Source organism: Bacillus sp. 275 (assembly GCF_001999205.1).
In the GTDB taxonomy this organism is placed as follows: domain Bacteria; phylum Bacillota; class Bacilli; order Bacillales; family Bacillaceae; genus Bacillus; species Bacillus velezensis.
In genome coordinates, this window is record NZ_CP019626.1 from 876,283 (window position 1) to 900,331 (window position 24,049).

23 protein-coding genes and 1 other annotated feature are annotated in these 24,049 nt (G+C 46.4%); of the genes, 3 read left to right on the forward strand and 20 right to left on the reverse strand.

The genetic code is table 11. From position 1 onward, the window contains the following. Positions 1 to 4 precede the first annotated feature (4 nt). The 3 genes from oppC to BZ167_RS03855 all read right to left on the reverse strand — a co-directional run bounded on the left by oppC (position 5) and on the right by BZ167_RS03855 (position 3,602). Positions 5 to 922 carry an oligopeptide ABC transporter permease OppC gene (oppC, locus tag BZ167_RS03845; RefSeq protein ID WP_033574516.1) on the reverse strand — a complete coding sequence of 306 codons (918 nt, stop codon included), beginning with the start codon at positions 920 to 922 and terminating at the stop codon, positions 5 to 7. 3 nt (positions 923 to 925) lie between these two features. Then, positions 926 to 1,861, reverse strand: coding sequence for an ABC transporter permease (locus BZ167_RS03850; RefSeq protein ID WP_003155043.1), 936 nt, complete (start codon positions 1,859 to 1,861; stop codon positions 926 to 928). 106 nt (positions 1,862 to 1,967) lie between these two features. Beyond that, positions 1,968 to 3,602: a peptide ABC transporter substrate-binding protein gene (locus BZ167_RS03855; RefSeq protein ID WP_015417210.1), complete on the reverse strand. Its 1,635-nt coding sequence runs from the start codon at positions 3,600 to 3,602 to the stop codon at positions 1,968 to 1,970. 476 nt (positions 3,603 to 4,078) lie between these two features. Continuing rightward, positions 4,079 to 4,290: a binding site (T-box leader), on the forward strand. Positions 4,291 to 4,345: 55 nt separating this feature from the next. On the opposite strand from BZ167_RS03855, the gene trpS reads away from it, so the two are divergent. Further along, entirely contained in the window at positions 4,346 to 5,338 is a 993-nt protein-coding gene (gene trpS / locus BZ167_RS03860; protein WP_033574568.1) for a tryptophan--tRNA ligase, read from the forward strand. A 32-nt stretch (positions 5,339 to 5,370) separates the two neighbouring features. On the opposite strand, the gene BZ167_RS03865 is transcribed toward trpS, so the two are convergent. The 9 genes from BZ167_RS03865 to BZ167_RS03905 all read right to left on the reverse strand — a co-directional run bounded on the left by BZ167_RS03865 (position 5,371) and on the right by BZ167_RS03905 (position 15,143). Next, positions 5,371 to 6,123 carry a YjbA family protein gene (locus BZ167_RS03865; protein ID WP_007409116.1) on the reverse strand — a complete coding sequence of 251 codons (753 nt, stop codon included), beginning with the start codon at positions 6,121 to 6,123 and terminating at the stop codon, positions 5,371 to 5,373. Between the two features lie 147 nt (positions 6,124 to 6,270). Then, positions 6,271 to 7,185, reverse strand: coding sequence for an oligopeptide ABC transporter permease (gene opp4C / locus BZ167_RS03870; protein WP_007409117.1), 915 nt, complete (start codon positions 7,183 to 7,185; stop codon positions 6,271 to 6,273). A gap of 21 nt (positions 7,186 to 7,206) precedes the next feature. Then, on the reverse strand, positions 7,207 to 8,157 hold the full coding sequence (locus BZ167_RS03875; protein WP_003155051.1) for an ABC transporter permease: 951 nt from the start codon (positions 8,155 to 8,157) through the stop codon (positions 7,207 to 7,209). A gap of 66 nt (positions 8,158 to 8,223) precedes the next feature. After that, entirely contained in the window at positions 8,224 to 9,852 is a 1,629-nt protein-coding gene (locus BZ167_RS03880) for a peptide-binding protein (protein ID WP_015417208.1), read from the reverse strand. Between the two features lie 77 nt (positions 9,853 to 9,929). Further along, entirely contained in the window at positions 9,930 to 10,919 is a 990-nt protein-coding gene (locus BZ167_RS03885) for an ABC transporter ATP-binding protein (protein WP_015417207.1), read from the reverse strand. Next, complete coding sequence (locus BZ167_RS03890; RefSeq protein ID WP_012117279.1) at positions 10,916 to 11,902, reverse strand: ABC transporter ATP-binding protein; 987 nt, start codon at positions 11,900 to 11,902, stop codon at positions 10,916 to 10,918. Before BZ167_RS03890 ends, BZ167_RS03885 begins: the two co-directional genes overlap by 4 nt. A gap of 173 nt (positions 11,903 to 12,075) precedes the next feature. Beyond that, a complete protein-coding gene (locus BZ167_RS03895) occupies positions 12,076 to 12,861 on the reverse strand; it encodes a DUF2268 domain-containing putative Zn-dependent protease (RefSeq protein WP_061890534.1) in 786 nt (261 codons plus the stop codon). 82 nt (positions 12,862 to 12,943) lie between these two features. Then, a complete protein-coding gene (gene fabF / locus BZ167_RS03900) occupies positions 12,944 to 14,182 on the reverse strand; it encodes a beta-ketoacyl-ACP synthase II (protein ID WP_015417206.1) in 1,239 nt (412 codons plus the stop codon). A 22-nt stretch (positions 14,183 to 14,204) separates the two neighbouring features. Continuing rightward, entirely contained in the window at positions 14,205 to 15,143 is a 939-nt protein-coding gene (locus BZ167_RS03905; RefSeq protein WP_007409122.1) for a beta-ketoacyl-ACP synthase III, read from the reverse strand. A gap of 167 nt (positions 15,144 to 15,310) precedes the next feature. Between BZ167_RS03905 and BZ167_RS03910 the strand changes: the two genes are divergently transcribed. Further along, a complete protein-coding gene (locus BZ167_RS03910) occupies positions 15,311 to 15,529 on the forward strand; it encodes a hypothetical protein (protein WP_007409123.1) in 219 nt (72 codons plus the stop codon). Between the two features lie 28 nt (positions 15,530 to 15,557). Here the strand turns inward: BZ167_RS03910 and BZ167_RS03915 are convergent, their stop codons facing one another. The 4 genes from BZ167_RS03915 to BZ167_RS03930 all read right to left on the reverse strand — a co-directional run bounded on the left by BZ167_RS03915 (position 15,558) and on the right by BZ167_RS03930 (position 18,188). Beyond that, positions 15,558 to 15,749, reverse strand: a complete 192-nt coding sequence (locus BZ167_RS03915; protein WP_061861349.1) for a ComZ family protein — start codon at positions 15,747 to 15,749, stop codon at positions 15,558 to 15,560. A 12-nt stretch (positions 15,750 to 15,761) separates the two neighbouring features. Beyond that, on the reverse strand, positions 15,762 to 16,715 hold the full coding sequence (locus tag BZ167_RS03920; RefSeq protein WP_015417205.1) for a BMP family ABC transporter substrate-binding protein: 954 nt from the start codon (positions 16,713 to 16,715) through the stop codon (positions 15,762 to 15,764). Between the two features lie 89 nt (positions 16,716 to 16,804). Next, on the reverse strand, positions 16,805 to 17,371 hold the full coding sequence (locus BZ167_RS03925; protein ID WP_015417204.1) for a Rossmann-fold NAD(P)-binding domain-containing protein: 567 nt from the start codon (positions 17,369 to 17,371) through the stop codon (positions 16,805 to 16,807). An 82-nt stretch (positions 17,372 to 17,453) separates the two neighbouring features. Further along, positions 17,454 to 18,188, reverse strand: a complete 735-nt coding sequence (locus BZ167_RS03930) for a lipase family protein (protein WP_015417203.1) — start codon at positions 18,186 to 18,188, stop codon at positions 17,454 to 17,456. 260 nt (positions 18,189 to 18,448) lie between these two features. On the opposite strand from BZ167_RS03930, the gene BZ167_RS03940 reads away from it, so the two are divergent. Then, positions 18,449 to 18,634, forward strand: coding sequence for a YjzD family protein (locus BZ167_RS03940; protein WP_007409129.1), 186 nt, complete (start codon positions 18,449 to 18,451; stop codon positions 18,632 to 18,634). Between the two features lie 37 nt (positions 18,635 to 18,671). On the opposite strand, the gene BZ167_RS03945 is transcribed toward BZ167_RS03940, so the two are convergent. The 4 genes from BZ167_RS03945 to BZ167_RS03960 all read right to left on the reverse strand — a co-directional run bounded on the left by BZ167_RS03945 (position 18,672) and on the right by BZ167_RS03960 (position 24,032). Next, a complete protein-coding gene (locus BZ167_RS03945) occupies positions 18,672 to 18,851 on the reverse strand; it encodes a YjzC family protein (protein ID WP_003155070.1) in 180 nt (59 codons plus the stop codon). A gap of 75 nt (positions 18,852 to 18,926) precedes the next feature. Next, positions 18,927 to 19,898: an ornithine carbamoyltransferase gene (gene argF, locus BZ167_RS03950; RefSeq protein ID WP_031378491.1), complete on the reverse strand. Its 972-nt coding sequence runs from the start codon at positions 19,896 to 19,898 to the stop codon at positions 18,927 to 18,929. Next, complete coding sequence (locus tag BZ167_RS03955; protein WP_061861346.1) at positions 19,886 to 22,981, reverse strand: carbamoyl-phosphate synthase (glutamine-hydrolyzing) large subunit; 3,096 nt, start codon at positions 22,979 to 22,981, stop codon at positions 19,886 to 19,888. The genes argF and BZ167_RS03955 overlap by 13 nt, the downstream gene beginning before the upstream one ends. Continuing rightward, a complete protein-coding gene (locus BZ167_RS03960) occupies positions 22,974 to 24,032 on the reverse strand; it encodes a carbamoyl phosphate synthase small subunit (protein ID WP_007409132.1) in 1,059 nt (352 codons plus the stop codon). Before BZ167_RS03960 ends, BZ167_RS03955 begins: the two co-directional genes overlap by 8 nt. Positions 24,033 to 24,049 lie beyond the last annotated feature (17 nt).

Here is a 24,049-nt window from a genome sequence, read left to right on the forward strand (position 1 = left end):
CTCCTTATTTGCGTAACTTAGGATCCAGCGCGTCTCTTAACCCGTCGCCGACAACGTTAAAGCCGAACATCGCCAGGCAGATAAAGCCGGCAGGGAAGAACAGACGCCAAGGGTAATAGGTTAATGCAGGCAATCCGTCTGAGGCCATCGTTCCCCAGCTCGCAAGCGGCGCAGGTACGCCGAGGCCCAAATAACTTAAAAACGCTTCTGTAAAAATCGCCGTCGGAACCGTCAGTGTCATTGTTACGAGGATAGAGCCCATCGCGTTCGGAACGATATGCTTAAACAAAAGCCGGCCGGTTTTGGCGCCGAGTGTCTGTGAAGCAAGCACATACTCCTGATTCTTTAATTGCAGCACCTGTCCGCGGACGATCCTCGCCATATTGATCCAGCCCGTGATCGTCATGGCGACGATAATGGTCAGCAATCCTTTCGGCAGGACAACCATCAGCAAAATAACCATTAATAATGAAGGAACAGCCCACAGAATGTCGGCGATGCGCATCATCACTTCATCTGTGCGTCCGCCGCGGAATCCGGAAATGCTGCCCCAGATTACGCCGATTAATAAATCAAGCACGGCAGCTGCGACACCGATAAAGATAGAAATCCGCGCGCCCACCCATGTCCGGACGAATATATCCCTTCCAAGGTCATCCGTGCCGAACCAATGATCTTTCGACGGCGCTTTATCCGCATTTAATAGATTGGTAGTGGCATAATCATACCTTGAAAAGACAGGCGCAAAAATCGCCATCAGAATAATAAGAACGATCAGTACGAATCCGACCATCGCAAGCTTATTGCTGCGGAAGCGGAGCATGGCGTCTTTCCAGAGGGAAAGGCTTTTTTTATTTATTTTTTCGGCATCGCCGGCATTAGCTGAAGCTGGTTCAAACATATTTTCAGGAATGTTCTGCATGGTCTAGGCTCCTTTCTTTGCTTTGGAAAGCTTGATTCTCGGATCGATTAATCCGTACAGCACGTCAACAATTAATACGCATAAAAGCAGGAGCACGCTGAAGAACACGGTAACTCCCATAATGACCGTATAATCACGGTTTGTAATGCTGTTTACAAAATGCGCGCCTAAACCGGGAATTCCGAAAATGGATTCAATGATGAAACTCCCCGTTAAAATGGATGCCGCCATCGGCCCCATATATGTCACGACCGGCAAAAGCGCGTTTCGCAGCGCATGGCGCACGGTGACTGACGGACGGGAAAGTCCTTTAGCTTTTGCAGTCCGTATGTAATCGCTGTTTAACACTTCAATCATGCTTGAACGGGAGAGTCTGGCAATGAACGCCATCGGCATGGAAGCGAGCGCAATAGAGGGCAGAAAGGTGTATGCCCAGGATTCCCACCCTGCGACCGGGAACAGTTCTAATTTAATTGAGAAAATATATTGCAAAATCGTCGCCAATATAAAGCTCGGAACTGAGATCCCAAAGATCGTTAAAATCGCAATGGTATAATCCTGCCATTTATTATGGTACAGGGCAGCAAGCACCCCGAAAAGCACACCGAACGCTAAAGCGAGGAGAATAGCTTCTGCACCGAGAGTGAATGAGACGGGGAAGCCTGAATTGATTAAATCATTAACACTTTGGCCTTTATATTTAAAAGAAGGTCCGAAGTCCCACATCGCCACAGATTTTAAGTAGCTGACATATTGAACGAAAAGAGGCTTGTCCAAGCCATAGTGTTCGTTTAAGTTTGCCTCAATTTCAGGCGGCAGCTTTCTTTCGCCGGAAAATGGTCCGCCCGGCGCTGCCTGCATTAAGAAGAATGTGGCGGTCACAATCACAAACAGCGTGATGATCATGTAAATGAATCGTTTACCGATATATTTCAGCAAGGTGAACACCTCCATGTTTTTTACAATTTTATACGTAATCAGTAAGAAAGGTATATGGGGACATCCTCCCCATATACCTTGGGTCTTTTGTTTTCAGAACCGTCTTTTATTCAAAAGAAGCATTTCTGAAGTAAACTTCGCCTGTTCCTGTCAAGATCACATTTTTGAGGTTTTTATCCTGCACCCAAGGATCCGTATAGAAATAAACTGGCGCGACCGGCATTGCGTCAATAAAGATCTTTTCTGCTTTTTTCAGCTCTTCGATACGTTTATCCGGATCCGTTTCAAGCTGAGATTGGTTCAGCAGCTTTTTAAACTCAGGATCTTCCCATCCGGTATCATTGTTTCCGCCTTCTTTATCACGGAACAATTCTAGGAAGTTGATCGGATCGTTGAAATCGCCGAGCCAGCCCATACGCCCGATTTGGTAGTTCTGGCTGTGCAGCTTGTCGATGTAAACATTCCATTCGGAGTTATCAAGCTCAACTTTGACGCCCAAGTTCTTTTTCCACATTTCCTGTACGGCCTGCGCAATTTTCGCATGCGCGTCATCCGTATTGTAGGACAGTTTGATCGCCGGAAGGTCAGAGGCATTCTTGACGCCTAATTCCTTCAGTCCTTTATTTAAGAATTCTTTAGCTGATTTGACGTCATTGTCTTTGAAATAACCTTTTGTGTTATCCTTGAATCCCTTCATTGACGGCGGCACCGCAGCCATGGCCGGGATCTGTTCGCCCTGCGTTACATTTTTCACGATGGACGAGCGGTCGATCGCATAAGCAAGGGCTTTACGGATGTTGACATTGTTCAGCGGTTTCGCTTCTGTGTTGAATTTGTACCAATACACGCCTGCGATCGGTTCAACGTGAAGAGATCCGTCTTTTTTCAATGTCGGCAGAGATTCAGTCGGAAGCTGGCCGAGCGGCATTCCTGCCCAGTCAAGCTCACCGGCCTGGAATTTTTTCAGTTCGGTGTTGTTATTGTTAATCATCACCATGTTGATTTTCTTCAATTTCACAGCGTCTTTATCCCAATATTGATCGTTCTTTTCGAGCGCGATGGAACCGCTGTGTTTCCAGGCCGTCATTTTGAACGGGCCGTTTGACACATAATTTTCGCCCGCGTTTGTGTTCCAGTTTTTATGTTTTTCGGCGATTTTCTTGTTGATCGGCATATACGTATAGAATGAAGTTAATTGCGTGAAATAAGGTGTCGGGTTATTCAGTTCAACCTTTAATGTTTTGTCATTTACGGCTTTTACGCCTACATCATCAATCTTGCCTTTTCCTGTATTGGCAGCTTCAGCGCCTTTGATGTAGTAGAGCTGATAAGCGTATTGTGATTCGTTGTTCGGGTCAAGCGCCCATTTCCACGCATATTCAAAATCCTGCGCCGTCACAGGGTCGCCGTTAGACCATTTCGCACCGTCACGAATCGTAAATGTATAGGTCTTTCCGTCTTTGCTTGTTTCAATTTTAGATGCCATTCCTTCTTCAGGCTCACCTTTGGAGTTTACGCGTGTCAATCCTTCAAAAGTCTGGCGGATTACGCCTCCTGAAACGGAATCATTCGCTAAACCAGGATGCAGTGAGAACGGCTCGGTTTTAATATTGATATTAAGTGAAGTCTGTCCTTTTGTGTCTTTTTTACCGCCGCCTGATCCGCCGCTGAATCCGCCGCACGCACTTAATACAAGCGAGAAGATAAGCATCAAACCTACAATAGACCAACGCTTTTTCATGCACTAACCCCCTAATCAAATTTTTCAGCCTTTACTACTAAATACTCAGAAATATCAGACAAAATAACTTAATATTTTTCTAAACTTTAATTGTGTTCCGTCTTTTCTGATTATTTTATGTAAAGAAGCTGTAACAATAGAGTGAACAAGTTCATTATAATGAAATGAATAATTTATTGCAATACTATTTTCTCAATTTAAAATATTTAAATTTGGTCAGTTTTTCTGTCAAAAAGGTGATACACTTCTATAGTTTAAAGCATGACCTAACTAAATTTTTTTATTGCAATTTCCAGTTCATATTGCTTTTTACATATAATATTCGTTATACGAAATGTTGATATACGTTATCATTTAAGCATTTTCAGTTCTTTTTGAGGATTTCCAGCCCTTAAGCAAACTGGAAATAAGCTTGTATTCCTCTGATGACATTTGGCTATAATTGATTTATAATAGATCAATCAAATACATTTGTTGTGATTGCGATGATGAAGAGTAGTACACATTTTCATCCGTTTGAAGAGAGTCTGCGGTGCTGGGAGCAGGTAACGGGCGATGTGGAATGGACTTCTGAGCAGCTGACCGAACGTTAGTAGGCCCAGCCGGAGCAGCCTCCGTTACCAACGTCTCGAGCGATTCCATTGTAATGGAATAATCAGGGTGGCACCACGGTTCATTCGTCCCTTTTTTCTACGGGAAGAATGGGCTTTTTTTATTATGTTTTAAGAAATGAGGTAAAAAATATGAAGAAAACGATTTTTTCAGGCATTCAGCCGAGCGGTTCCGTTACCCTCGGCAACTACATCGGCGCAATGAAGCAATTTGTCGATTTGCAGCATGACTACAACGGCTACTTCTGTATTGTCGATCAGCATGCGATTACGGTTCCGCAGAATCGGCTTGAGCTGCGGAAGAACATCCGCAACCTCGCGGCTCTTTACCTGGCCGTCGGACTTGATCCCGAGAAAGCGACCCTCTTTATCCAGTCGGAGGTTCCCGCTCATGCCCAGGCGGGGTGGATGCTCCAATGCGTCGCATATATCGGCGAGCTTGAGCGGATGACGCAATTTAAAGATAAGTCAAAGGGCAAAGAAGCCGTCGTGTCAGGACTGTTAACCTATCCGCCGCTGATGGCCGGCGATATTTTACTGTACGGAACGGATCTTGTTCCGGTCGGAGAAGATCAAAAACAGCATCTTGAACTGACCCGCAACCTGGCGGAACGCTTCAATAAAAAATACAATGACATCTTCACGATTCCTGAGGTGAAAATTCCTGAATCAGGCGCGCGCATCATGTCACTGGCTGATCCGCTCAAAAAAATGAGCAAATCAGATCCGAACCAAAAGGCATACATCACGCTGCTTGATGAGCCGAAGCAGCTCGAAAAGAAAATCAAGAGCGCCGTGACTGATTCTGAAGGCATTGTAAAGTATGATAAAGAAAACAAACCGGGCGTTTCTAATCTTTTGACGATCTATTCTATTTTAGGAAACACATCAATTGAAGAATTAGAAGCTAAATATGAAGGCAAAGGGTACGGTGAATTCAAAAGCGATTTAGCCGAAGTCGTTATCGGCGCATTGACACCGATCCAAGAGCGCTACCGTGAATTAATTGAGAGCGACGAACTTGACCGCATTCTCGACGAAGGAGCGGCGCGCGCAAACAAAACGGCCGGCAAAATGGTGAAGAAAATGGAAAACGCCATGGGTCTCGGACGGAAAAGAAGATAAAGAAAAGAGGCGGGAGAATCCCCGCCTCTTTTTTAGTTCACTTTTGATTCCTGCTCCATTTCCCAAAGCTTTTCGAAAAATGGCTGCCCTTTAATCAAATTTTCACAGAACGCAAGATGTTTATCTGACCAGCCTTCAATTGTTTCATTGTAAAGCATGTCCCAGATCTCTTCAAAGCTCATCCGTTTGATCTGCTCGTACATATGCGGATTCCATTCAGTGTACCAATACACAATTTCCGCACGGTTTTTCAACCCTTTCAGCTGGTCGAGCGCCATAAACATCAGCTGCTTGATCTGCCGCTCTTTTCTCGTCAGCCCTCTGACGTGCTCCGGCGCCAATGACAAAATGTGATATTCCTTTGAAGACTCCAATTGCGCCGGCTCAAATTGAAACGATTCCGGTTCTACATCCTTTACCATTTCATAAACAAGCTGCTCCTGTCTCGGAATCAGGCGGCTCTTTCTGACCGGAATGGTATACCCGATCGTATCCACGGCAATGATGCCGATCCCGTCTGTCACGACAAAACAGTACTCCAGCTTTGTCCGCTCATGATTTTTTCGCACGTATGACTTTTGGTGGACTTGGTCAAGCAGTTCTTTCGGAAGCTCTGATAAGTCGTTTTCTATGTAATGAAATAATACCGACGGCACTCTGAGCAGCGGCGTCTGATCCAAAAGTTCAACCGTGTCTTCCTTCCGCCATTCATGAAAATGGCATACATTGTAGCCGTTTTCTTCCCCTTCAAACCAATTGACCCATACATCATGAAGAAATAACATATTCGACCCCTCACTTTATAAAAACTGTTGTCCACAGTATAGGCAAGGGATAGATAAATTATTCCATTTCAATATGAGATTTCCGCAATACGGAACTGGATTTCCGACTGCATCGCAACAAAAAAATCTCCCGTTCCGTCCGGGAGATCATTTCACATTTTTCGGATCAAGCGCATCACGCAGCCCGTCTCCGACAAAGTTAAAGCACAATACGGTAAGAAGGATCAACAAACCCGGGAATAACGGGTACCACCAAGCCTGAATCATAAGCGTAAAGTTCTGTGCATCCTGAAGCATATTGCCCCAGCTTGCGATCGGCGGCTGGATCCCGAAACCGAGATAACTTAATGTAGATTCTGCCAAAATAACCGTTCCCACCTTTAATGTGGCTGAAACAATAATCGGTCCGAGCGCATTCGGCAATATATGAGAAAAGATGATGTGATGATTTTTTGTACCGATCGTCTTTGCAGCTAATACAAACTCCCTGGAACGAAGCGATAAAAACTCCCCTCGGACAAGACGTGCCGTTGTTGTCCAGCCTGTAAGGGAGAAAATTAAAATTAATTTATCCATTCCGGGCTGAAAAATCGTAACAAGTGTAATAAGCAAAAATATATCAGGTATGGATAATACGATATCAACGGTTCTCATGAGAACGGCATCGACAATCCCTTTAAAATATCCGGCAACGGCTCCGACAACTGTCCCGATTGTAATCGCGCCGATCACAGAAGCGAATCCGACAAGCAAGGAGACGCGCGCCCCGTACAGAACCCTCGTAAAGATGTCTCTTCCGAATTTATCAGTTCCCATTAGATGTTTTAAGCTCGGCGGCTTCAAACGATTGATAAGAGATTGACTCTCCGGAGAGTAAGGAGCGATTACCGAAGCGAATAAGGCTGACAAGATGATGATGGTTAATATAACGGCTCCGATTACAGCTAGTTTATTTTGAAAGAACTTTTCGAAAAAAATCTTCGTCATTGTTTCCGGTTTGGATTGAATATTTTCCTTTAATTTTACTTCGCTGGGGGGTGTGCCGGTATTTGGCTGTAACATTTGACCTCTCACCTCTCTTTGTTAATATTCAATGCGGGGATCAACCAGGGCATATAAGATGTCCGCAATTAAATTCCCCACCACAACCAAAACAGCTGAAATGACCGTCATGGCCATGATAACCGGATAATCCCGCGAAAAGGCTGAATCAATAAACAATTTGCCGAGACCCGGCCAAGTAAAAATCTGTTCTACCACTACCGCTCCCCCGATAAATGACGGTATCATCAGACCAAAAATAGTGATGACAGGAAGAAGTCCGTTTCTCAAACCGTGTTTAAAAATCACTTTATTATCTCGGAATCCTTTCGCACGCGCCGTTCGTATATAATCCTGTTTTAACACATCAAGCATACTGGATCTTGTGTATCTCGTTATCCCTGCCATGTCTGCCGTGGCGAGCACAAAAGCAGGCAGAATCAAGTGATGCAATCGGTCAAATATGTTAAAGTCAGCATTCAAAGTGCTTACTCCGCCAGTGGGAAACCACCCCAGATTTACAGATAAAACCATGATTAAAATCAAACCGAACCAAAAATTCGGAATGGCAAGCCCTAAAAATGAAGTAACAGTTATCCCGTAATCCAATTTTGAATAAGGACGTTTCGCTGACAGAACACCAAATGGAATAGAAATCAGAAGAGCGACAAGGGTTGAGAAAAGCATAAGCACAATCGTATTCGGTAAGCGGGATAAGATAAGTTCAGAAACCGGAGTGCCTTTCTTGACGATAGAAGTCCCGAAATCCCCTTGCAGCATATTCCCCAGCCATTTCACATATTGAACAGGTTCCGGATCATTCAGCCCGTATTTTTCAATGAATTTTGCCCTGTCCGCTTGACTGATTGTAGGGTCCATCATAAGTGACATCGGGTCTCCCGGCGCTGCTTTCATGATGGCAAACGACAAAATTGTAATGCCTAAGAGAATCGGCAAGGACATTAATGTTCGCCGTAAAATATATGTAACCATGTTCTTGTCCCCTTTTTAAATAGGATAAGAGAGGAAAGGAACCTCCTTCCCTCTCCAGGGCTTTTGCTATTTTTGATCCAGCCACCATTTTTCAATATTGTACAAGTCATTTTTAGGGTGGAATACATAGCCTTGTAAATTATTCGGCATCGCTCTGTGGTAATTGTAATAGAATAAGAAGCTGTACGGCTGATCTTCAGCAATCAATTTGTATATCTCTTCATACTTCTTTTGGTATTCTTTTCTGTCTGTAATTGTCTTCGCTTCTTCAAGCAGCTTATCGACTTTCGGGTTTTTATACCAGATATTATTCAGCCCGTTTTTCGATTGGCTTGAATGGAAGATAGAGAACTGATCCGGGAACGTTGCAAGACTCCATCCGAGAAGAAGAGCGTCATAATCCCAATTAGGGGCACTTGTCTGTTCGATTAACGCACTGAATTCAACAATTCGCGGTTTAGCCTCGATTCCCACTTCTTTTAATTGCTGCTGAACGACAACAGCTAAATCTTCACGAATTTTATTGCCTTGATTCGTTTTAATTTCAAACGAGAATTTTTTTCCGTCTTTATCAAGGTAGCCGTCACCGTCATGGTCTTCCCATCCGGCTTCTTTTAGCAGCTGCTTTGCTTTTTTCGGATTATAATCAAATGTCGGCACTTTAGACTTCGGATAATTCCATGACAGCGGACTCTCAGGAACATCCGCTACCTTACCGTCTCCGTTCAGCACTTGATCCACCATTGCCTGCCTGTCAAGAGCGTAAGTCAATGCCTGACGCACTTTTTTGTCTTTAAAGATCTCTTTTTTCTCATTCCAGCCGATATAGCTGTAGTTTAAACCAAGGTCAGATTTGACCTTCACATTTCCAAACGTTTTAACCGTATCAAAATCTGTGCCCGGCACAACGAAGAAATCAATATCCCCCGCTTTTAACTGAGCCACGGCCGCGTTAGAATCAGGTATTGTTTTTACTGTCACTGTATCAAGGTAAGGTCTGCCGCCAAAGTAATCATCATTTGCTTCCAGTTTGACATACTCGCCCTTTTTCCACTCAACAAACTTAAACGGACCGGAACCGATTGGATTTTTACGGTTAAATTCATTCTCTCCCAGATCTGCAACCGGGACCTTACCCAATATATGTTTTGGCAAAATGCCGTAACTGTCGAGAACGACATTATAGAAATAGGCATCTTTTTTCTTCATTTTAAACTGAATTTCATATTTTCCTTTTTTCGTTACGGATTTAAGGGACTCAAAACCCGAGCCACGCTCACCGTTGTAATCTTTGTTAAGAGGGATGCTGTAGGTGAAAACAACATCATCGGCCGTCAGCTCTTTTCCATCATGGAATTTAACGCCTTTTTTCAGTTTTACATCATACGTTAATCCCCCGTCAGCTTCTGTTACTTTTTCAGCCAGCGACGGCTTGACGTTTAATTTCTCATCAGTTTCCAGTAATGTGCTGTAAAGCATTCCTTCAATATCAGAACTTGCAACATCGGTAGAATAAAGTGGATTAAAAAGTGTGGGTTCCCCGGTTGACCCGACAACCAAATCTCCGCCTTTTTGCGGTTTTCCTGCCGGTTTGGATTCGGTGCTTGTGGATTTTGAGCCGGAGCAGGCTGACAGGAAGATGGCGAGCGCCATAAAAACACTTAGCATCATCAGTGCGCTTTTACGTAATTTCATATCAATTCCCCCTTTGTGATATATATGCAGCAAACTGGTTATGTAATCCGGCATACCCCCTCTCGATGCTTGTCATTTCAGGCATATAAATGGCAGGCGACGTAATGGCCGGGAGCGGCTTCTTCAAATGCCGGGATTTGTTCCTTGCAGATCGGTTTGGCCATCGGGCACCGCGTGTGGAACACGCAGCCTTTCGGCGGGTTTGCCGGGCTTGGCAGTTCTCCTTTCAGGATGATTCGGTCCCGCTTGACGGCGTCTTTTTTTCTCGTGACGGGCACTGAAGACAAAAGCGCTTGCGTATAAGGGTGAAGCGGATTGCCGTACAGCTCGTGTTTATCGGTCAGCTCCATCATTTTTCCCAGATACATGACGCCGACTCTGTCGCTGATATGGCGGACAACACTCAAATCATGAGAAATAAACAAATAGGTCAGGTTGAATTCTTCCTGCAGTTCTTCCATCAGATTGATGACCTGGGCCTGAATGGAGACATCGAGTGCGGAAACGGGTTCATCCGCAATAATCAGCTCGGGATTCAACGTCAGAGCCCGCGCAATCCCGATCCGCTGGCGCTGTCCCCCGGAAAATTCGTGCGGATAGCGGTTTGCAAAGCTCGGGTGAAGGCCGACTTTCGCCAGCAGCTCCTCCACTCGCTCGTTCCGCTCGCTCATGCTGTACATATGGTGAGTCTGGAACGGCTCTTTAATAATGGAACGCAGCGTTTTCCTCGGGTTAAGGGATGCGAAGGGATCTTGGAAGACCATCTGGATGTTTTTGCGGACGCTTTTTCTCAGCTTTTCTTCAGATAAGCCGGAGATATCCTGACCCTTAAAAAGAATACGGCCGTCTGTCGGCTTGTATAAACGGATCATCGTCCTTCCCGCCGTTGATTTGCCGCATCCTGATTCACCGACGATGCCGAGCGTCTCCCCGCGCTTCAGTGAAAAAGAAACGCCGTCAACAGCCTTTATATCACCGACTTTCCTTTGAAAAAAACCGGAGCGGATCGGGAAATATTTTTTTACGTCTTTCAGCTCTAAAATCGTTTCTTGGCCTGCAGCTGTCATTTTGATTGGGCACCCTCTTCCTCATATAAAAAACATCTTACAGAACGGCCGCTTTCATGCGTTATCAGCTCCGGCTGCCCTGTTTTGCATTTGTCCATCGCTTTTGAACACCTCGGGGCAAATCGGCAGCCTTCCGGAAGATTATCCGGTGTCGGGACACTGCCTTTGATCGCTTTTAATGTATCAATCTCTCCATCTATCACCGGTATGGAGTTTAACAGCCCTTCGGTATACGGATGAAGAGGGTTTAAAAATAAGTCCTCCACACTCGCGCTCTCTACGACTTGTCCGCAGTACATCACGATCACCCTGTCGGCGGCTTCGGAAACCACACCTAAATCGTGAGTGATCAGCAGAATGGAAGTATCAAATTTTTTGCAGAGGTCTTTCATCAGCTCCAATACTTGGGCTTGTATCGTCACATCAAGCGCCGTCGTCGGCTCATCAGCGATCAGAAGCTTCGGATTGCAGCTGAGCGCAATGGCGATCATTACCCTCTGTCTCATCCCTCCGGAAAGACGGTGCGGATATTCTTTCATTACTTGTTCCGCTCTGGAGAATCCGACGAGTTCCAGAAGCTCAACGGCTTTTTTGGACGCTTCTCTTTTATTCATTTTTTTATGGTATTCAAGCACTTCGGTAATTTGTTCGCCGATGGTCAGCACCGGATTCAGGGAAGTCATGGGCTCCTGAAAGATCATAGAGACGTCATTTCCGCGGATTTTGCAATATTCGTTTTCGGTGAAGGAGGCCAGGTCCCTGCCTTCAAGCTTAATCGAGCCGTCCATAATTTTTCCGCCCGAGCTTTGGACAAGTCCCATAATAGAAAGCGAGGTGATGCTTTTGCCCGAGCCGGATTCTCCTACAAGAGCGACGGTTTCGCCTTTGTTAATGTGAAAATCAACCCCGTCGACTGCGGGGATCGGCTGTTTCTTTCTGAAAAAATAGGTCTTTAAATTATTCACTTCTAATAGTGTGCTCATGATACGCCCCTTTCTCATTCCGCTGAAGCAGAGGGAAACATACGTTTCGCTATCACAAAATATAGAATAGTCGAAAAATTTTATAGTTGTATATTATTACATCATTATTACAAAAGCAAGAATTTTTTAGGATAAATGTAATATCCTTAAATAATTTCCATTCTTTTAATCTATTAAAGCGTTGCCTCCAGAAAGGTTTTTGAGGGGATGGCCAATGCTTCTTTTACTGTTTTTTGATGGCCGGTTAAATATTTTTTTACTATATTGAATCCGACGGCATAGCCGAGCATTGAGGGGAAGTATCCTTTTCCGTATAACAGCTGGGAAAACATTCTGCTGTCTCTCGTTAAGCGGAGGTTCGGCTTGACTCTTTTTTCAAACAGAGAATCAAGCTGCTCAGGCGTATAGTAGGACGTCCATTCCGCCGTAAGACTTGAGCCGAACCGCTCATATACAGCATATTCTGCCAGCCCCTCCATCATGATTGTATCAAGAAATGTCTCGTCTTTTTCGTCCTTTGTCACATGTTCTAACCGGCAGACGTGATTATATTCATGTGTCATAAGGGCGGATACAGCTGAATTGGAACTATCCGACGATAGAAAGAGGAACATTTTGTCCCGAAAGGCCAGACCGGATTTTGATCCGAATTCCTGACGGATTTTCCGGTTTCGTTCATCGACGGGCAAAACTACGATCGGCACGTCCGGCCCGTTCCACTTCTCCTTTAAATAGGCTTCCTCCTTTTGAATATGGCTGTAGCATCCTTTTTCTTTCAGCCGTTTACTGGTCCTAACGCCGTCCTTCAAATGGCGGAACATGCCGTGGTTTTGCAGCATCCCGAGTATCGGCTTCCACTCTTTCTTATCGGCCCCTGAAAAAAGCGGCAAAAGATGCGGAGCCAGATCATTTACGGATGCCGCCTTTTCCATCCATTGATATGTCTGCTTGACGCTCATACGGTTCGCCTCCTCTTGTTGTTATCATATGCACACACAAAAAAACCGGCCACCTTTTTCAGGCAGCCGGTCAGAAACTGTATTATTGATATTTTTTAAAGATCAAAGTGGCATTATGTCCGCCGAAGCCGAGCGAGTTGCTGAGAACGATGTTGACATCCTGCTCGCGCGCTTTGTCCGGTACATAATCTAAATCACACTCTTCATCAGGTGTTTCGATGTTAATCGTCGGCGGGATAATGCCGTCTTTAATGGCCATGACGGAGAAGATTGCTTCAATTCCTCCGGCAGCGCCTAACAAATGACCCGTCATTGATTTTGTCGAACTGACGGCAAGCTTGTACGCATGATCACCGAAAACGGTCTTAATGGCTTTTGTCTCGTATTTATCATTGTAGTACGTGCTTGTGCCGTGAGCGTTGATGTAATCAATTTCTTCAGGCTTGATGCCCGCATCTTTGATTGCTTCCTGCATCGCTCTTGCACCGCCTTCCCCGTCTTGGGCAGGCGCGGTAATGTGGTAGGCGTCACCCGTTGAGCCGTAGCCGACAATTTCCCCGTAGATTTTCGCACCGCGGGCAAGGGCATGCTCAAGCTCTTCAAGCACGATGATCCCCGCGCCTTCTCCCATGACAAAGCCGTCACGGTTTTTATCAAACGGGCGGCTTGCCGTTTTCGGATCAGGATTTGTAGAAAGGGCTTTGTTTGCGCTGAAGCCCGCAAATGACATTCTTGTCAGCGGCGCTTCCGTTCCGCCCGTAATCATCGCATCGGCATCGCCGCGCTGAATGACTTTAAACGCGTCACCGATAGAGTTCGTTCCCGTCGCACATGCCGTCACCGTACAGGAGTTGACTCCTTTTGCTCCGAGAGCGATTGAGATTTGGCCTGTCGCCATATCCGGAATCATCATCGGAACAAAGAACGGGCTGACCCTTCTCGGCCCTTTAGTCAGGAAGATTTCGAATTGGGATTCAAGCGTTTCAAGACCGCCGATTCCGGACCCGACCCAAACGCCGACTCTCGGCGCGATCTCGTCTGTGATATTCAGACCGGCATCTTGAACGGCCATTTTCGCGGCTACGACAGCATATTGCGTGAAGCGGTCCATTTTTCGCGCTTCTTTTTTATCCATGTGATTTTCAATATTGAAATCTTTCAGTTCAGCAGCTACTTTCGCCGGATACTCGTCCGATTCCACACGTGTGATCGGTCCGATTCCGGATACGCCGCCGATTGCATTTTTCCAGCTTGTTTCGGCGTCGTTTCCAAGCGGAGACAGGGCTCCAAGCCCTGTAACGACTACTCTTTTTTTACTCATCTTGTGTGCACCTCACCTTTTTTTATCGTCCCCAGCGTATTGCTATGGCGCCCCATGTCAATCCTCCGCCGAAACCGACCATGACGATGACGTCGCCGTCTTTAATTTTGCCTGCTTCCAGTTCCTCTACTAATGAAATCGGAATGGATGCTGCGGATGTGTTTCCATATTTATGGACTGTTTTAGACATCTTTTCAACCGGAAGCTCCAAACGTTCCCGTGCCGCTTCCATGATGCGGATGTTTGCCTGATGCGGAATCAAAAAGTCTACGTCCTCTTTGGAGAGGCCGGCTTTTTCAATGACATTTACACTCGATTCACCCATTTGCCGGACGGCGAATTTGAATACTTCTCTTCCATGCATGATTGTATGCCCTTTTTCATCTAAGTACAAGTGCTGACCGCCTGTACCGTCTGCTCCGAGCTCAAATGACAGTATGCCTCTGTCGTCGCTGACCGGTCCGATGACCGCCGCTCCGGCTCCGTCTCCGAACAGCACAGCCGTATTGCGGTCGTCCCAGTCGGTAATGCTTGAGAGCTTTTCCACGCCGACCACGAGGACATGTTTGTATGTTTGCGATTCAATGAATTGTTTGGCGGTTACGATACCGTACATAAAACCCGCACATGCGGCGCTGATATCCATCGCGCACGCTTTTTTGGCCCCGAGCTTCTCTTGTATCATACAGGAAACGGTGGGGAAAGACTGGTCAGGAGTAACCGTCGCCACTAGGATCATATCAAGCTCCTCAGCGGAAATGCCGGCCTGATCAAGCGCTTTTTGCGCAGCCTCAGCGGCCATGCCGGATGAATACATATCTTCCGCGGCGATTCTTCTTTCTTCTATACCTGTTCTCGTACGAATCCACTCGTCCGATGTATCTACCATTTGTTCAAGATCATGATTTGTCAGCACTTTTTCCGGGATGTAACGGCCGACGCCAAGAATTCCAGCTTTCATTGGAAAAGACTCCTTTTTTATAATGAATTTAAAACTAATTAGTTATGATCAATTATTAGTATCAGGTACTAATTCTACCCTATTTTTTTTCTGTTGGCAATATATTCGTCTAAACTATCAGACGCTGCTCCTCATAGAATAAAAGGAAGACGAAAGGAGGCTTCACTATGGATATTTTCTCCAAAATGATGTTCGGCGATTCCAGAGACCGGGATAAAGAACCGGAAGAAAACCCGGAGCAGCCTCAGGCTGAAAACGAAGAAGAGATCGATTACAACCACGTGATGAATCAGCTGGGGTCCATCATGAACTCTCTGGATCAATTAAAGCCCGTATTTAAAGACTTTGCGCCGATGGTGTCCGCTATAAAGAAAAAAATCATGTGAAAAGCCACTTCATGAAAAGTGGCTCTCTTTATTTATTCAGCTCCCCGGCATCAGATCTGCCAAGCTCATACGCTTCCACCATGACCGATGTAAACAGGTCCATAAACGGCTGAATCATTTCCATAGACAGATCTATGCCGGATTTCTCAAGCTCCGCCTTTGCTTCCGGCAGGTATTTCATCGCGATCTGCATAAATTCAAGAGACTTTTCATGCTGCATGTGTATCCACCTCTATTCATTTGACGGCAGTTCATTTGTTCGGTTATACGTTTTGACAAGGTCTGAGATTTTGTCTTGAAATGCTTTGTCCACCAGAGGGCTGAACGTCCCCATTTCAACGACTCCTTCCCTGAAATCAAAGTTGTGATCTCCGCTCTTGAGCGAACCTTTATTATATTGCTCGGCAATTAATGTATAGGCTTTATCTACGTTTTGCACCGTGCTTGTCAGCACCGTGTTTTTGCCGAGATTCGATTGTTCGGCGACATAGCCGATGGCGTAAAGCCCGTCTTTTTTGATTTGCTGAATGACAGGAACATTATACCCGTCTCCGGCCGGATATACAACATCCGTGCCTTCCGCTTTTAACTTCTCGTAAAGATGCAGCGCTTCATTGCCGTTATCCCAGTGGTCCGTAAATTCAGTATTGACGGTGATATCAGGCTTTTCATATTTCGCCCCTTTGATAAAGCCGTCTACTTCAGGCTGCCACAAAAAGGAGGCGATGACGCCGACCTCATTGGTTTTTGACATATGGGCGGCTGTCATTCCCCCGAAAAAACCCATTGCTTCTCCCATAAGATGAACGCTTGTGACATTATCGCTTTTCGCCGTTCCGTTTGCGACGACGAATTCCATGTCGGGATAATCCTTGCTGATCATATTGAAGATTTCCTCGTATTCATTTCCGTGCCCGTATAAAAGATTGACTCCTTTTTTATGAAAATCATCTATCGCTTTTAAAATATCTTCATCGGATCTGATATTTTCTTTATAATAAACGTCAACGTTAAATTCAGATTGTATCGCTAATAAACCTTTGTAACCTTTTGTGCCCCATACCAAGTCACTGATGGTATCGGGAAAAAGCATTCCGACCTTCTCAATTTTTCCTTTAAACGGAGTTTGTGCGCATCCGCTCAATAAAAGGAGGACAGAAAAGATCATGACAAGCCTGGTGATCAAGCCATGTTCAACCCCTTTTCAAACTCATAACATGTATAATTGATATACGTTTATTGTAGCGGTAATGCACATAACATGGAAGGTATTTCTTAAAAAATGTCGAATATTGATGAAAATTGTCTTTTCCATTCTTTAATTTTTTCTTCCGCTTCCGTTTTTTGCGTTTTTTCTTTTATTTCCAGGGTAATAATCTGATTTTCGTCTTCTGTGCCGTCAGCTTCAAGCTGATTCATCAGCCCGCAGACCGCGTCTTCTAAAAAGATCCTGCTTTCGCCATCTTCTTTTTCTTCCGTCCACGGACCGTAAAGGGGAGGAAGGATAATCGCTTTGGCTGTATCCCGCTGAGCGTTTTTCTCCCAGTCTCCGTGATCCTCACTGTAAACAATCCAATATAAGGGCTCAGCCCTTTCTTCAGGCAGACACCCGCTCCCGTATTGAACGCAGATACGATCGTATTCCTTTTCACCGATTTCATCTATTATTTGAAAAAGCCCGTTTCTCGCGAGCCACATTAAACGTTCTTCTAAATACAGCTGCCTCGTTTTGTCCTCCGGTTCTGCCAAAATGACATCAACGTGCACACCCTCATCCATCAACCGTTCGCACAATGAAAGGCCGAGAAATTCATCTGCTCCAATGATCAGCGCTGTTTTCATCACATCTGCCGCCTTTCCGGTTTTTCATTCACACACAAGCCAAACAGCCCTCTGAAAAGAGATGGCTGTTGTATTCTATTCATTACAGGTCTTTTTCATGACTGCGGAAAAACCGGCAGATGGCTCTGTAAATACGCGCAGGGTTCTCAAGCAGGTGATACGTGATATCAGTCTTGCTTCCGGTCTTTTCCCGGGCTTCTTTATACGCGTTCGCATGCAGGGTGTACGGGTACGGCGCTCCGGTCGTTCTTTGCCATATATGTACCGGCGCCCGGGTGCGGCAGCCGGTAATGGTCTGATAGCTCAGTGAGCTTGCCTCTTTTTCAGAAACACCGAAGCTCTGTGCCGTTTCCCTCAGAAACTGCTTATAAAAGAACTTATTTTCTTTCTCTGATTCAAAATGGGCTTGAAGGTCAAGACAAGGATCTAACATTGCGGCTGAACGGATATGCTCCGCTGAAGACTGCAGCAATTGATCGGCGATAAGGGCGCCCATGCCTTCTGCGAGCAAGTGTATTTTCGGATTGAGGGTTTCTTGTTTCAGCACATAATGCATCAGCTGTCTGGCGTAAAGGACGGCTTTTTCCGAACCCCAATGCCGCCCGTATAAATTGCTGTTAATAATGGTGTACCCTCTGTCAAGCAGCACATGTAACAGCTGGTTTCTCCCTTCATGTTCGAGCCAAAAGCTTGAGTCCCGGCTGACAAAGTGGGTTCTGTCCCCCAGAATAAAGATACAGAAGCCATTCGGCCGATACGGCAGATGGATGACGTTCAGCTCAGATCCGAATTGGAAAAATCTTTCCGTAATCCCCATGCCTGCCCGCCTCCTTTTACTCCTAATCTCTCTATTGGCTATCATATGTAAGAAGAATGAAAACGGATCGGATAAACTCCTATTTGCTGCTATGTTTTGGCTATTATCCCGAGCACAGGAACCGAATTTTCCGTCAGACGGCCGGACAGACGGGCACATGTCAGTTTCAGGCGCGCTTTTTGATGAGAAAATGACCTTCCGCCCGCGCTTTATGTATGGTATGATACAACGTAGAATAAAATGAAGGACGAGGTGGAAACGTGCGGTTTATTATCGGTTTTATTTGGACGTTCCTTTTAACACATATGGCCTGTTATTTGGTCGCCTCCATGAACAGCGCGGCGTACAATTTCAAGCAATCATCCGTTATTGCCGTGGTTATTGCGGTGCTAGTCTTTGTTCTTGCGGAGATCATGCCTGTCAAACAGGATGCAAGCCAGCATTAAATAAAAAAACCTGCTATTCAGCAGGTTTTTTTTGTGTTCACGGTTTTCGTTGATACGTCCACAATCTGTTGTGGTTTGAAGTTTCAGGGAACATTTCCCCCACCGTAAGCTTGATTTTTTGCGGGTTTTTGACCATGCTTCCCGTTTCGCCGATTTCAACGTACACACCGTTATTCGGCGCTTTTTGTCCCGGGCGGAATTGATGCTGCTGTCCCACGTCATTTCCTCCTTTTTCTTTTTTATGTAGTATGCGCTTGTATGCGGAGAAATATTAAAAACCGCTGAATGAGATTCAGCGGTTTTTTTGTTCATCCTGTTTGTAAAGAAGAGCTTTCAGGAGCGCTTTTTGCGCGTGAAGCCGGTTTTCCGCCTGCTGAAATACCGCAGAGTTCGAACCGTCGATGATCTCGGACGTGACCTCTTCTTCCCGATGCGCGGGCAGGCAATGCAAAAATGTATAGTCAGGTTTGGCGAGACTGACGAGTGAGGCGTTGACTTGATACGGGGCAAACACATTCAGCCGCTGCTGCGTCTCTTCCTCCTGGCCCATACTCGTGAAGACGTCGGAGTAAATCACGTCTGCATCCCGCACCGCTTCCTGCGGATTTTCGGTAAGGGTGATTTTCGCTCCGGAAACAGCCGCCGCTTCTTTTGCGGCATTTACCGCCTCTTCCTCTACTTCATAGCCTTTGGGCGAAGCAATCGCAATGTCACAGCCCATTTTTGCGCAGCCGATCATAAGTGAATGCGCCACATTATTTCCGTCACCGATATAGGCGGCTTTTACTCCTTTCAGTTTTCCTTTTATTTCTTGTATCGTTAACAGATCCGCGAGTGCCTGACACGGGTGATACCGGTCGGTCAGCCCGTTTATGACGGGAATATCAGCATGCTCGGCAAGCTCTTCGACTTTTTCATGCTCAAAGGTGCGGATCATAATGGCATCAACGAAGCCGGACAGCACCTTCGCCGTATCCGCGACTGTCTCCCCCCGCCCAAGCTGCAGGTCGTTGCTTGAAAGAAATAGTCCCGTTCCCCCGAGCTGGGCCATTCCCGCTTCAAAAGACACACGTGTGCGGGTTGAAGATTTTTCAAAAATCATCGCCAATGTTTTCCCTTGGAAAATCGGCTGTATCGGATGTTGTTTTAATAATGAAGCTTCTGTCAGAAGCGCATTGATGTCTGACGGGCTGACATCTTTTAAGGAAAGAAAATCTTTGCCGTACAAATGGGTTAATGTGTGTTCCGCTTTTATTGTGTGCATGATGCCACTTCCTTTTGATAAAGATCTTTGAGCGATACAGGCTGAGGTTTGCCGGAGCCGCTTGCTAAAAATGCCTTTACGGTTTCCGGTTCAGTAAAGACCGTCACACCGTGCGTCATGGCTTCAATCCGTTGTTTACGCGCTTCTTCAGAGTGATTGAAATTGATATGGACCGCTTTATCCTTTCGCTCTGCCCATGCCGGGAACGCATCTTTGCATACCGTAAATCCCGCCTCTTGAGCCTGACGTTCCAATTCCGCATCACAGCCTTCCAGATAGATGCTGCCTTTTTTCTCCCAGACGTGCGCGTAGATTTTTTTCAGGGCGCTTTCTGCGTCAAACGCGACACACATGCCTTCTCCGGTCGACTTCATTTCCGGCCCGGGCTTTACGTCCACATCCTGAATGGCGTGCGAAGAAAAAACCGGGAATTTCACTGCCGTTCCGTGCTGATTTTGAACCTCGGGCTTGATGTCTTTAAGGGAAGCGCCGGCCAGCAATCTGGCGGCAAGCGGGATCATCGGCACCCCCATCACCTTAGACACGACAGGAACCGTGCGGCTTGCCCGCGGATTCACTTCAAGAACGAGAATATTCCCTTTGTCATCAATGACAAACTGAATGTTCATGATGCCTTTAAAAGCCAGTTTTACCGCGATTTTTTCGGCGGCCTCTTTTATATTTCGCTGCATATCAGGTGTGACAGACGGACCCGGAAGAATCGCAAAACTGTCGCCCGAATGGACGCCGGCGCGTTCAATGTGCTCTGTGTAAGTCGGCACGAATACTTCATGTCCGTCGGAAATCAGATCGATCTCCAATTCTTTTCCTGTAATGTACTGATCGATCAAAATCGGATACGGCATGCCCGCTTCATTTGCCAGCAGCTCTGACATTTGCGCTTCTGAATCAACGATGATCATGCCCATCCCACCGATGACATAAGACGGACGGATCAGCACGGGGTAGCCGATTCGGCTTGCTTTTTCCGTTGCTTCTTCTTTTGAATAAGCGGTTTCGCCTTTGGCATGTTTCAGGTCAAGGTCATCAAGCAGCTGATAAAACAGATCCCGATCCTCCAGCGCATCAAGGGTTTCAAAGGATGTTCCGAGCAGCGGAATGCCCGCTTTTTCCAGCGGTTCAGCGGCATTGATCGCGGTCTGCCCTCCAAACTGGACGATGGCAAAATCAATGTTTTCATGTTCCGCCACGTTCAAAATATGTTCTGTCGTCAGCGGTTCAAAATAAAGCCGGTCAGCGATTTCATAATCCGTGCTTACTGTTTCCGGATTGTTATTGATCATAATCGTTTCATACCCCAGCTTTTGCAGGGTCAGAACGCCGTGGACGGCACTGTAATCAAATTCCACTCCCTGACCGATGCGGATCGGGCCTGAGCCGATGATGAGGGCGCGTTTTTTCTCTTTCCGACTGATATCTCCGTCGCTTTCCCCGAGGTAGGTGGAGTAGAAATAATTCGTCTTGGCATCAAATTCAGCGGCGCATGTATCTACGATTTTAAACGACGGGACGATGCCTGATTTCTTTCTGAGAGCACGGATGTCTTCTTCCGTTTTTCCCGTGAGAGATGCGATCATGACATCCGTGAAGCCTTTTACCTTCGCCTGCTTTAAAAGCAGCATTGACAGATGATCCCCTTCTTCCATCAGCTTGTTTTCCAATGTGATGATATTTCGGAATACATGGAGAAAAAACGGGTCAATTTTCGTTTTGGCATGGATGTCTTCTATCGTTTCACCGCGGCTTAACAGCTCCATGACGACGAAAAATCTCCGGTCATCCGGCGTTACCGCTAATTCCCACAGCTGATTGATCGTACAGCCGCCGAGTTCAGGCAGGCGGGTGCCGATCGTTTTCAGCTCAAGGGAGGCCGCCGCTTTTTGAATGGCCGCTTCCATATTTCTTTCAATCGCCATGACCTCTCCCGTCGCTTTCATCTTCGTTCCGAGCGTGCGGTCGGCATGTTTAAATTTATCAAACGGCCAGCGCGGGAATTTGACGATGACATAATCAAGCGCCGGTTCAAAGCTTGCATAAGTAGAGCCCGTCAGCGGATTTTTCAGTTCATCAAGCGTATAGCCGACGGCAAGTTTCGCCGCCATTTTGGCAATCGGATAGCCGGTCGCTTTTGACGCGAGAGCTGAAGAGCGGCTGACACGCGGGTTCACTTCAATGACATAGTACTGTTTGCTGAACGGATCCAGCGCAAATTGAATGTTGCAGCCGCCGACCACATCCAGCGCCGAAATAATCGCCAGGCTTGCTGAACGCAGCATCTGATATTCTTCATCCGTTAACGTCTGGGACGGTGCGACGACGATGGAGTCTCCTGTATGCACGCCGACGGGATCGATGTTTTCCATGTTGCAGACGGTGATGCATGTATGATTGCTGTCACGCATGACCTCATATTCGATTTCTTTAAATCCGGCGATGCTTTTTTCGACGAGGCATTGGCTGATCGGGCTTGCTAACAGCGCCTGTTTAATCAGCGTCTGAAACGCTTCTTTCGTTTTCGCGATTCCGCCTCCCTTTCCGCCTAACGTATACGCCGGTCTCAGAATAACCGGAAATCCGATAGACTCGGCGAAACGGAGGGCGTCTTCTTCGTTGTCGACGATTTCGCTTTCCGGAACGGGCTGATCGAGCTCTTTCATCAGGGCGCGGAACTGCTCCCGGTCTTCGCCTTTTTGAATGGTTTCCACCGATGTTCCCAAAAGCTTGACGTGATGCTTCTTCAGCACGCCTGCTTCTTCAAGCTTAACGGCTAAATTCAATGCCGTCTGGCCGCCCAAATTGGCAAGCAGACCGTCCGGTTTTTCTTTTTCAATAATGGCCTCGATGCTGTCGGTTGTGAGCGGTTCAAAATATATTTCATCGGCAAACGCCTCATCCGTCATAATCGTTGCCGGGTTGTTGTTAACTAGAATAACGCGGTATCCTTCTTCTTTCAGAGCCATGCAGCCCTGCGTTCCTGAATAATCAAATTCTGCCGCCTGGCCGATGATGATCGGGCCGGAGCCGATGACTAATATGCTGGAAATGGTTGTATCTTTAGGCATGAGCGATTTCTCTCCTTGCTGGTATCACTTTCTCTAGAAATTCATCAAATATCCACTCGCTCTCAGCCGGTCCGGGATGAGCTTCAGGGTGGAACTGGACGCTTAATACGGGAAGGCGCTTATGAATGAGCCCTTCCACCGATGTGTCATTGACATGATGAAATCTGATCGACAGCTCGTTTTCGTCAATTGATGCTTCATCAACGACATAGCTGTGGTTCTGGCTTGTCATAAACACCCGTTTCGTTTTCCGGTCAATGACGGGATGGTTGGCACCCCTGTGGCCGAACGGCAGCTTATACGTATTTCCTCCGAAAGCCAGGGCAATCAGCTGATGCCCGAGGCAAATACCGAGTGCGGGGAAATCACTGAGTAATGATGTAATCCGGTTCATATACGGCGCAATCGCTTTCGGGTCGCCCGGGCCGTTTGAGAGCACGATTCCGTCAGGCTGAATGTCGTAAACAGCGTTCATCTGCTGATACGGAATGACCGTTACTTTACAGCCGCGCTTTACAAGTGACGAGGCGATTGATTTTTTATAACCGAAATCAATCAGCGCAATATGCCGGTCTCCGTTCCCCATTGACGTGATGTCTTCAGACTGCGCCAGCTCCGCCGGGTTTTCCGTTCCGGATGCTGCCGGAATTTCTCCTGTTGTTGACACGGCAGCGTTCATCGTGCCGCCGGAGCGGATGGTTTTGACGACGGCCCGTGTGTCCACTTCGGTTAAGAGCGGGATGTTCCATTTATTTAAATACTCTCTCAAGCTTGAGACTGCTTCATGGTGAGAAAAATGTTCACACGCTTCATAGACGGCAACAGCCTTGACTTGAGGAATCTTACTTTCAAGGTCTTTTTCATTAATTCCGTAGTTTCCGATCAGCGGATACGTAAAGACGACGATCTGGCCCTTATATGACGGGTCTGTAAGCACTTCCTGATAGCCCGTCATTCCGGTGAAAAAAACAGCTTCGCCAACACAGCGGGCCTCTTTTTCAAGTTCACCGCCGAATGATGTTCCGTCTTCCAATACTAAATAGCCTTTCATCTAAAGCCCACCTCTTG

Bases quoted from the DNA above. Each gene is read 5' to 3' on its own strand.
- oppC (WP_033574516.1), bottom strand. From the start codon at position 922: ATGCAGAACATTCCTGAAAATATGTTTGAACCAGCTTCAGCTAATGCC.
- BZ167_RS03855 (WP_015417210.1), bottom strand. From the start codon at position 3,602: ATGAAAAAGCGTTGGTCTATTGTAGGTTTGATGCTTATCTTCTCGCTT.
- trpS (WP_033574568.1), top strand. From the start codon at position 4,346: ATGAAGAAAACGATTTTTTCAGGCATTCAGCCGAGCGGTTCCGTTACC.
- BZ167_RS03865 (WP_007409116.1), bottom strand. From the start codon at position 6,123: ATGTTATTTCTTCATGATGTATGGGTCAATTGGTTTGAAGGGGAAGAA.
- opp4C (WP_007409117.1), bottom strand. From the start codon at position 7,185: ATGTTACAGCCAAATACCGGCACACCCCCCAGCGAAGTAAAATTAAAG.
- BZ167_RS03875 (WP_003155051.1), bottom strand. From the start codon at position 8,157: ATGGTTACATATATTTTACGGCGAACATTAATGTCCTTGCCGATTCTC.
- BZ167_RS03880 (WP_015417208.1), bottom strand. From the start codon at position 9,852: ATGAAATTACGTAAAAGCGCACTGATGATGCTAAGTGTTTTTATGGCG.
- BZ167_RS03885 (WP_015417207.1), bottom strand. From the start codon at position 10,919: ATGACAGCTGCAGGCCAAGAAACGATTTTAGAGCTGAAAGACGTAAAA.
- BZ167_RS03890 (WP_012117279.1), bottom strand. From the start codon at position 11,902: ATGAGCACACTATTAGAAGTGAATAATTTAAAGACCTATTTTTTCAGA.
- BZ167_RS03895 (WP_061890534.1), bottom strand. From the start codon at position 12,861: ATGAGCGTCAAGCAGACATATCAATGGATGGAAAAGGCGGCATCCGTA.
- fabF (WP_015417206.1), bottom strand. From the start codon at position 14,182: ATGAGTAAAAAAAGAGTAGTCGTTACAGGGCTTGGAGCCCTGTCTCCG.
- BZ167_RS03905 (WP_007409122.1), bottom strand. From the start codon at position 15,143: ATGAAAGCTGGAATTCTTGGCGTCGGCCGTTACATCCCGGAAAAAGTG.
- BZ167_RS03910 (WP_007409123.1), top strand. From the start codon at position 15,311: ATGGATATTTTCTCCAAAATGATGTTCGGCGATTCCAGAGACCGGGAT.
- BZ167_RS03915 (WP_061861349.1), bottom strand. From the start codon at position 15,749: ATGCAGCATGAAAAGTCTCTTGAATTTATGCAGATCGCGATGAAATAC.
- BZ167_RS03925 (WP_015417204.1), bottom strand. From the start codon at position 17,371: ATGAAAACAGCGCTGATCATTGGAGCAGATGAATTTCTCGGCCTTTCA.
- BZ167_RS03930 (WP_015417203.1), bottom strand. From the start codon at position 18,188: ATGGGGATTACGGAAAGATTTTTCCAATTCGGATCTGAGCTGAACGTC.
- argF (WP_031378491.1), bottom strand. From the start codon at position 19,898: ATGCACACAATAAAAGCGGAACACACATTAACCCATTTGTACGGCAAA.
- BZ167_RS03955 (WP_061861346.1), bottom strand. From the start codon at position 22,981: ATGCCTAAAGATACAACCATTTCCAGCATATTAGTCATCGGCTCCGGC.
- BZ167_RS03960 (WP_007409132.1), bottom strand. From the start codon at position 24,032: ATGAAAGGCTATTTAGTATTGGAAGACGGAACATCATTCGGCGGTGAA.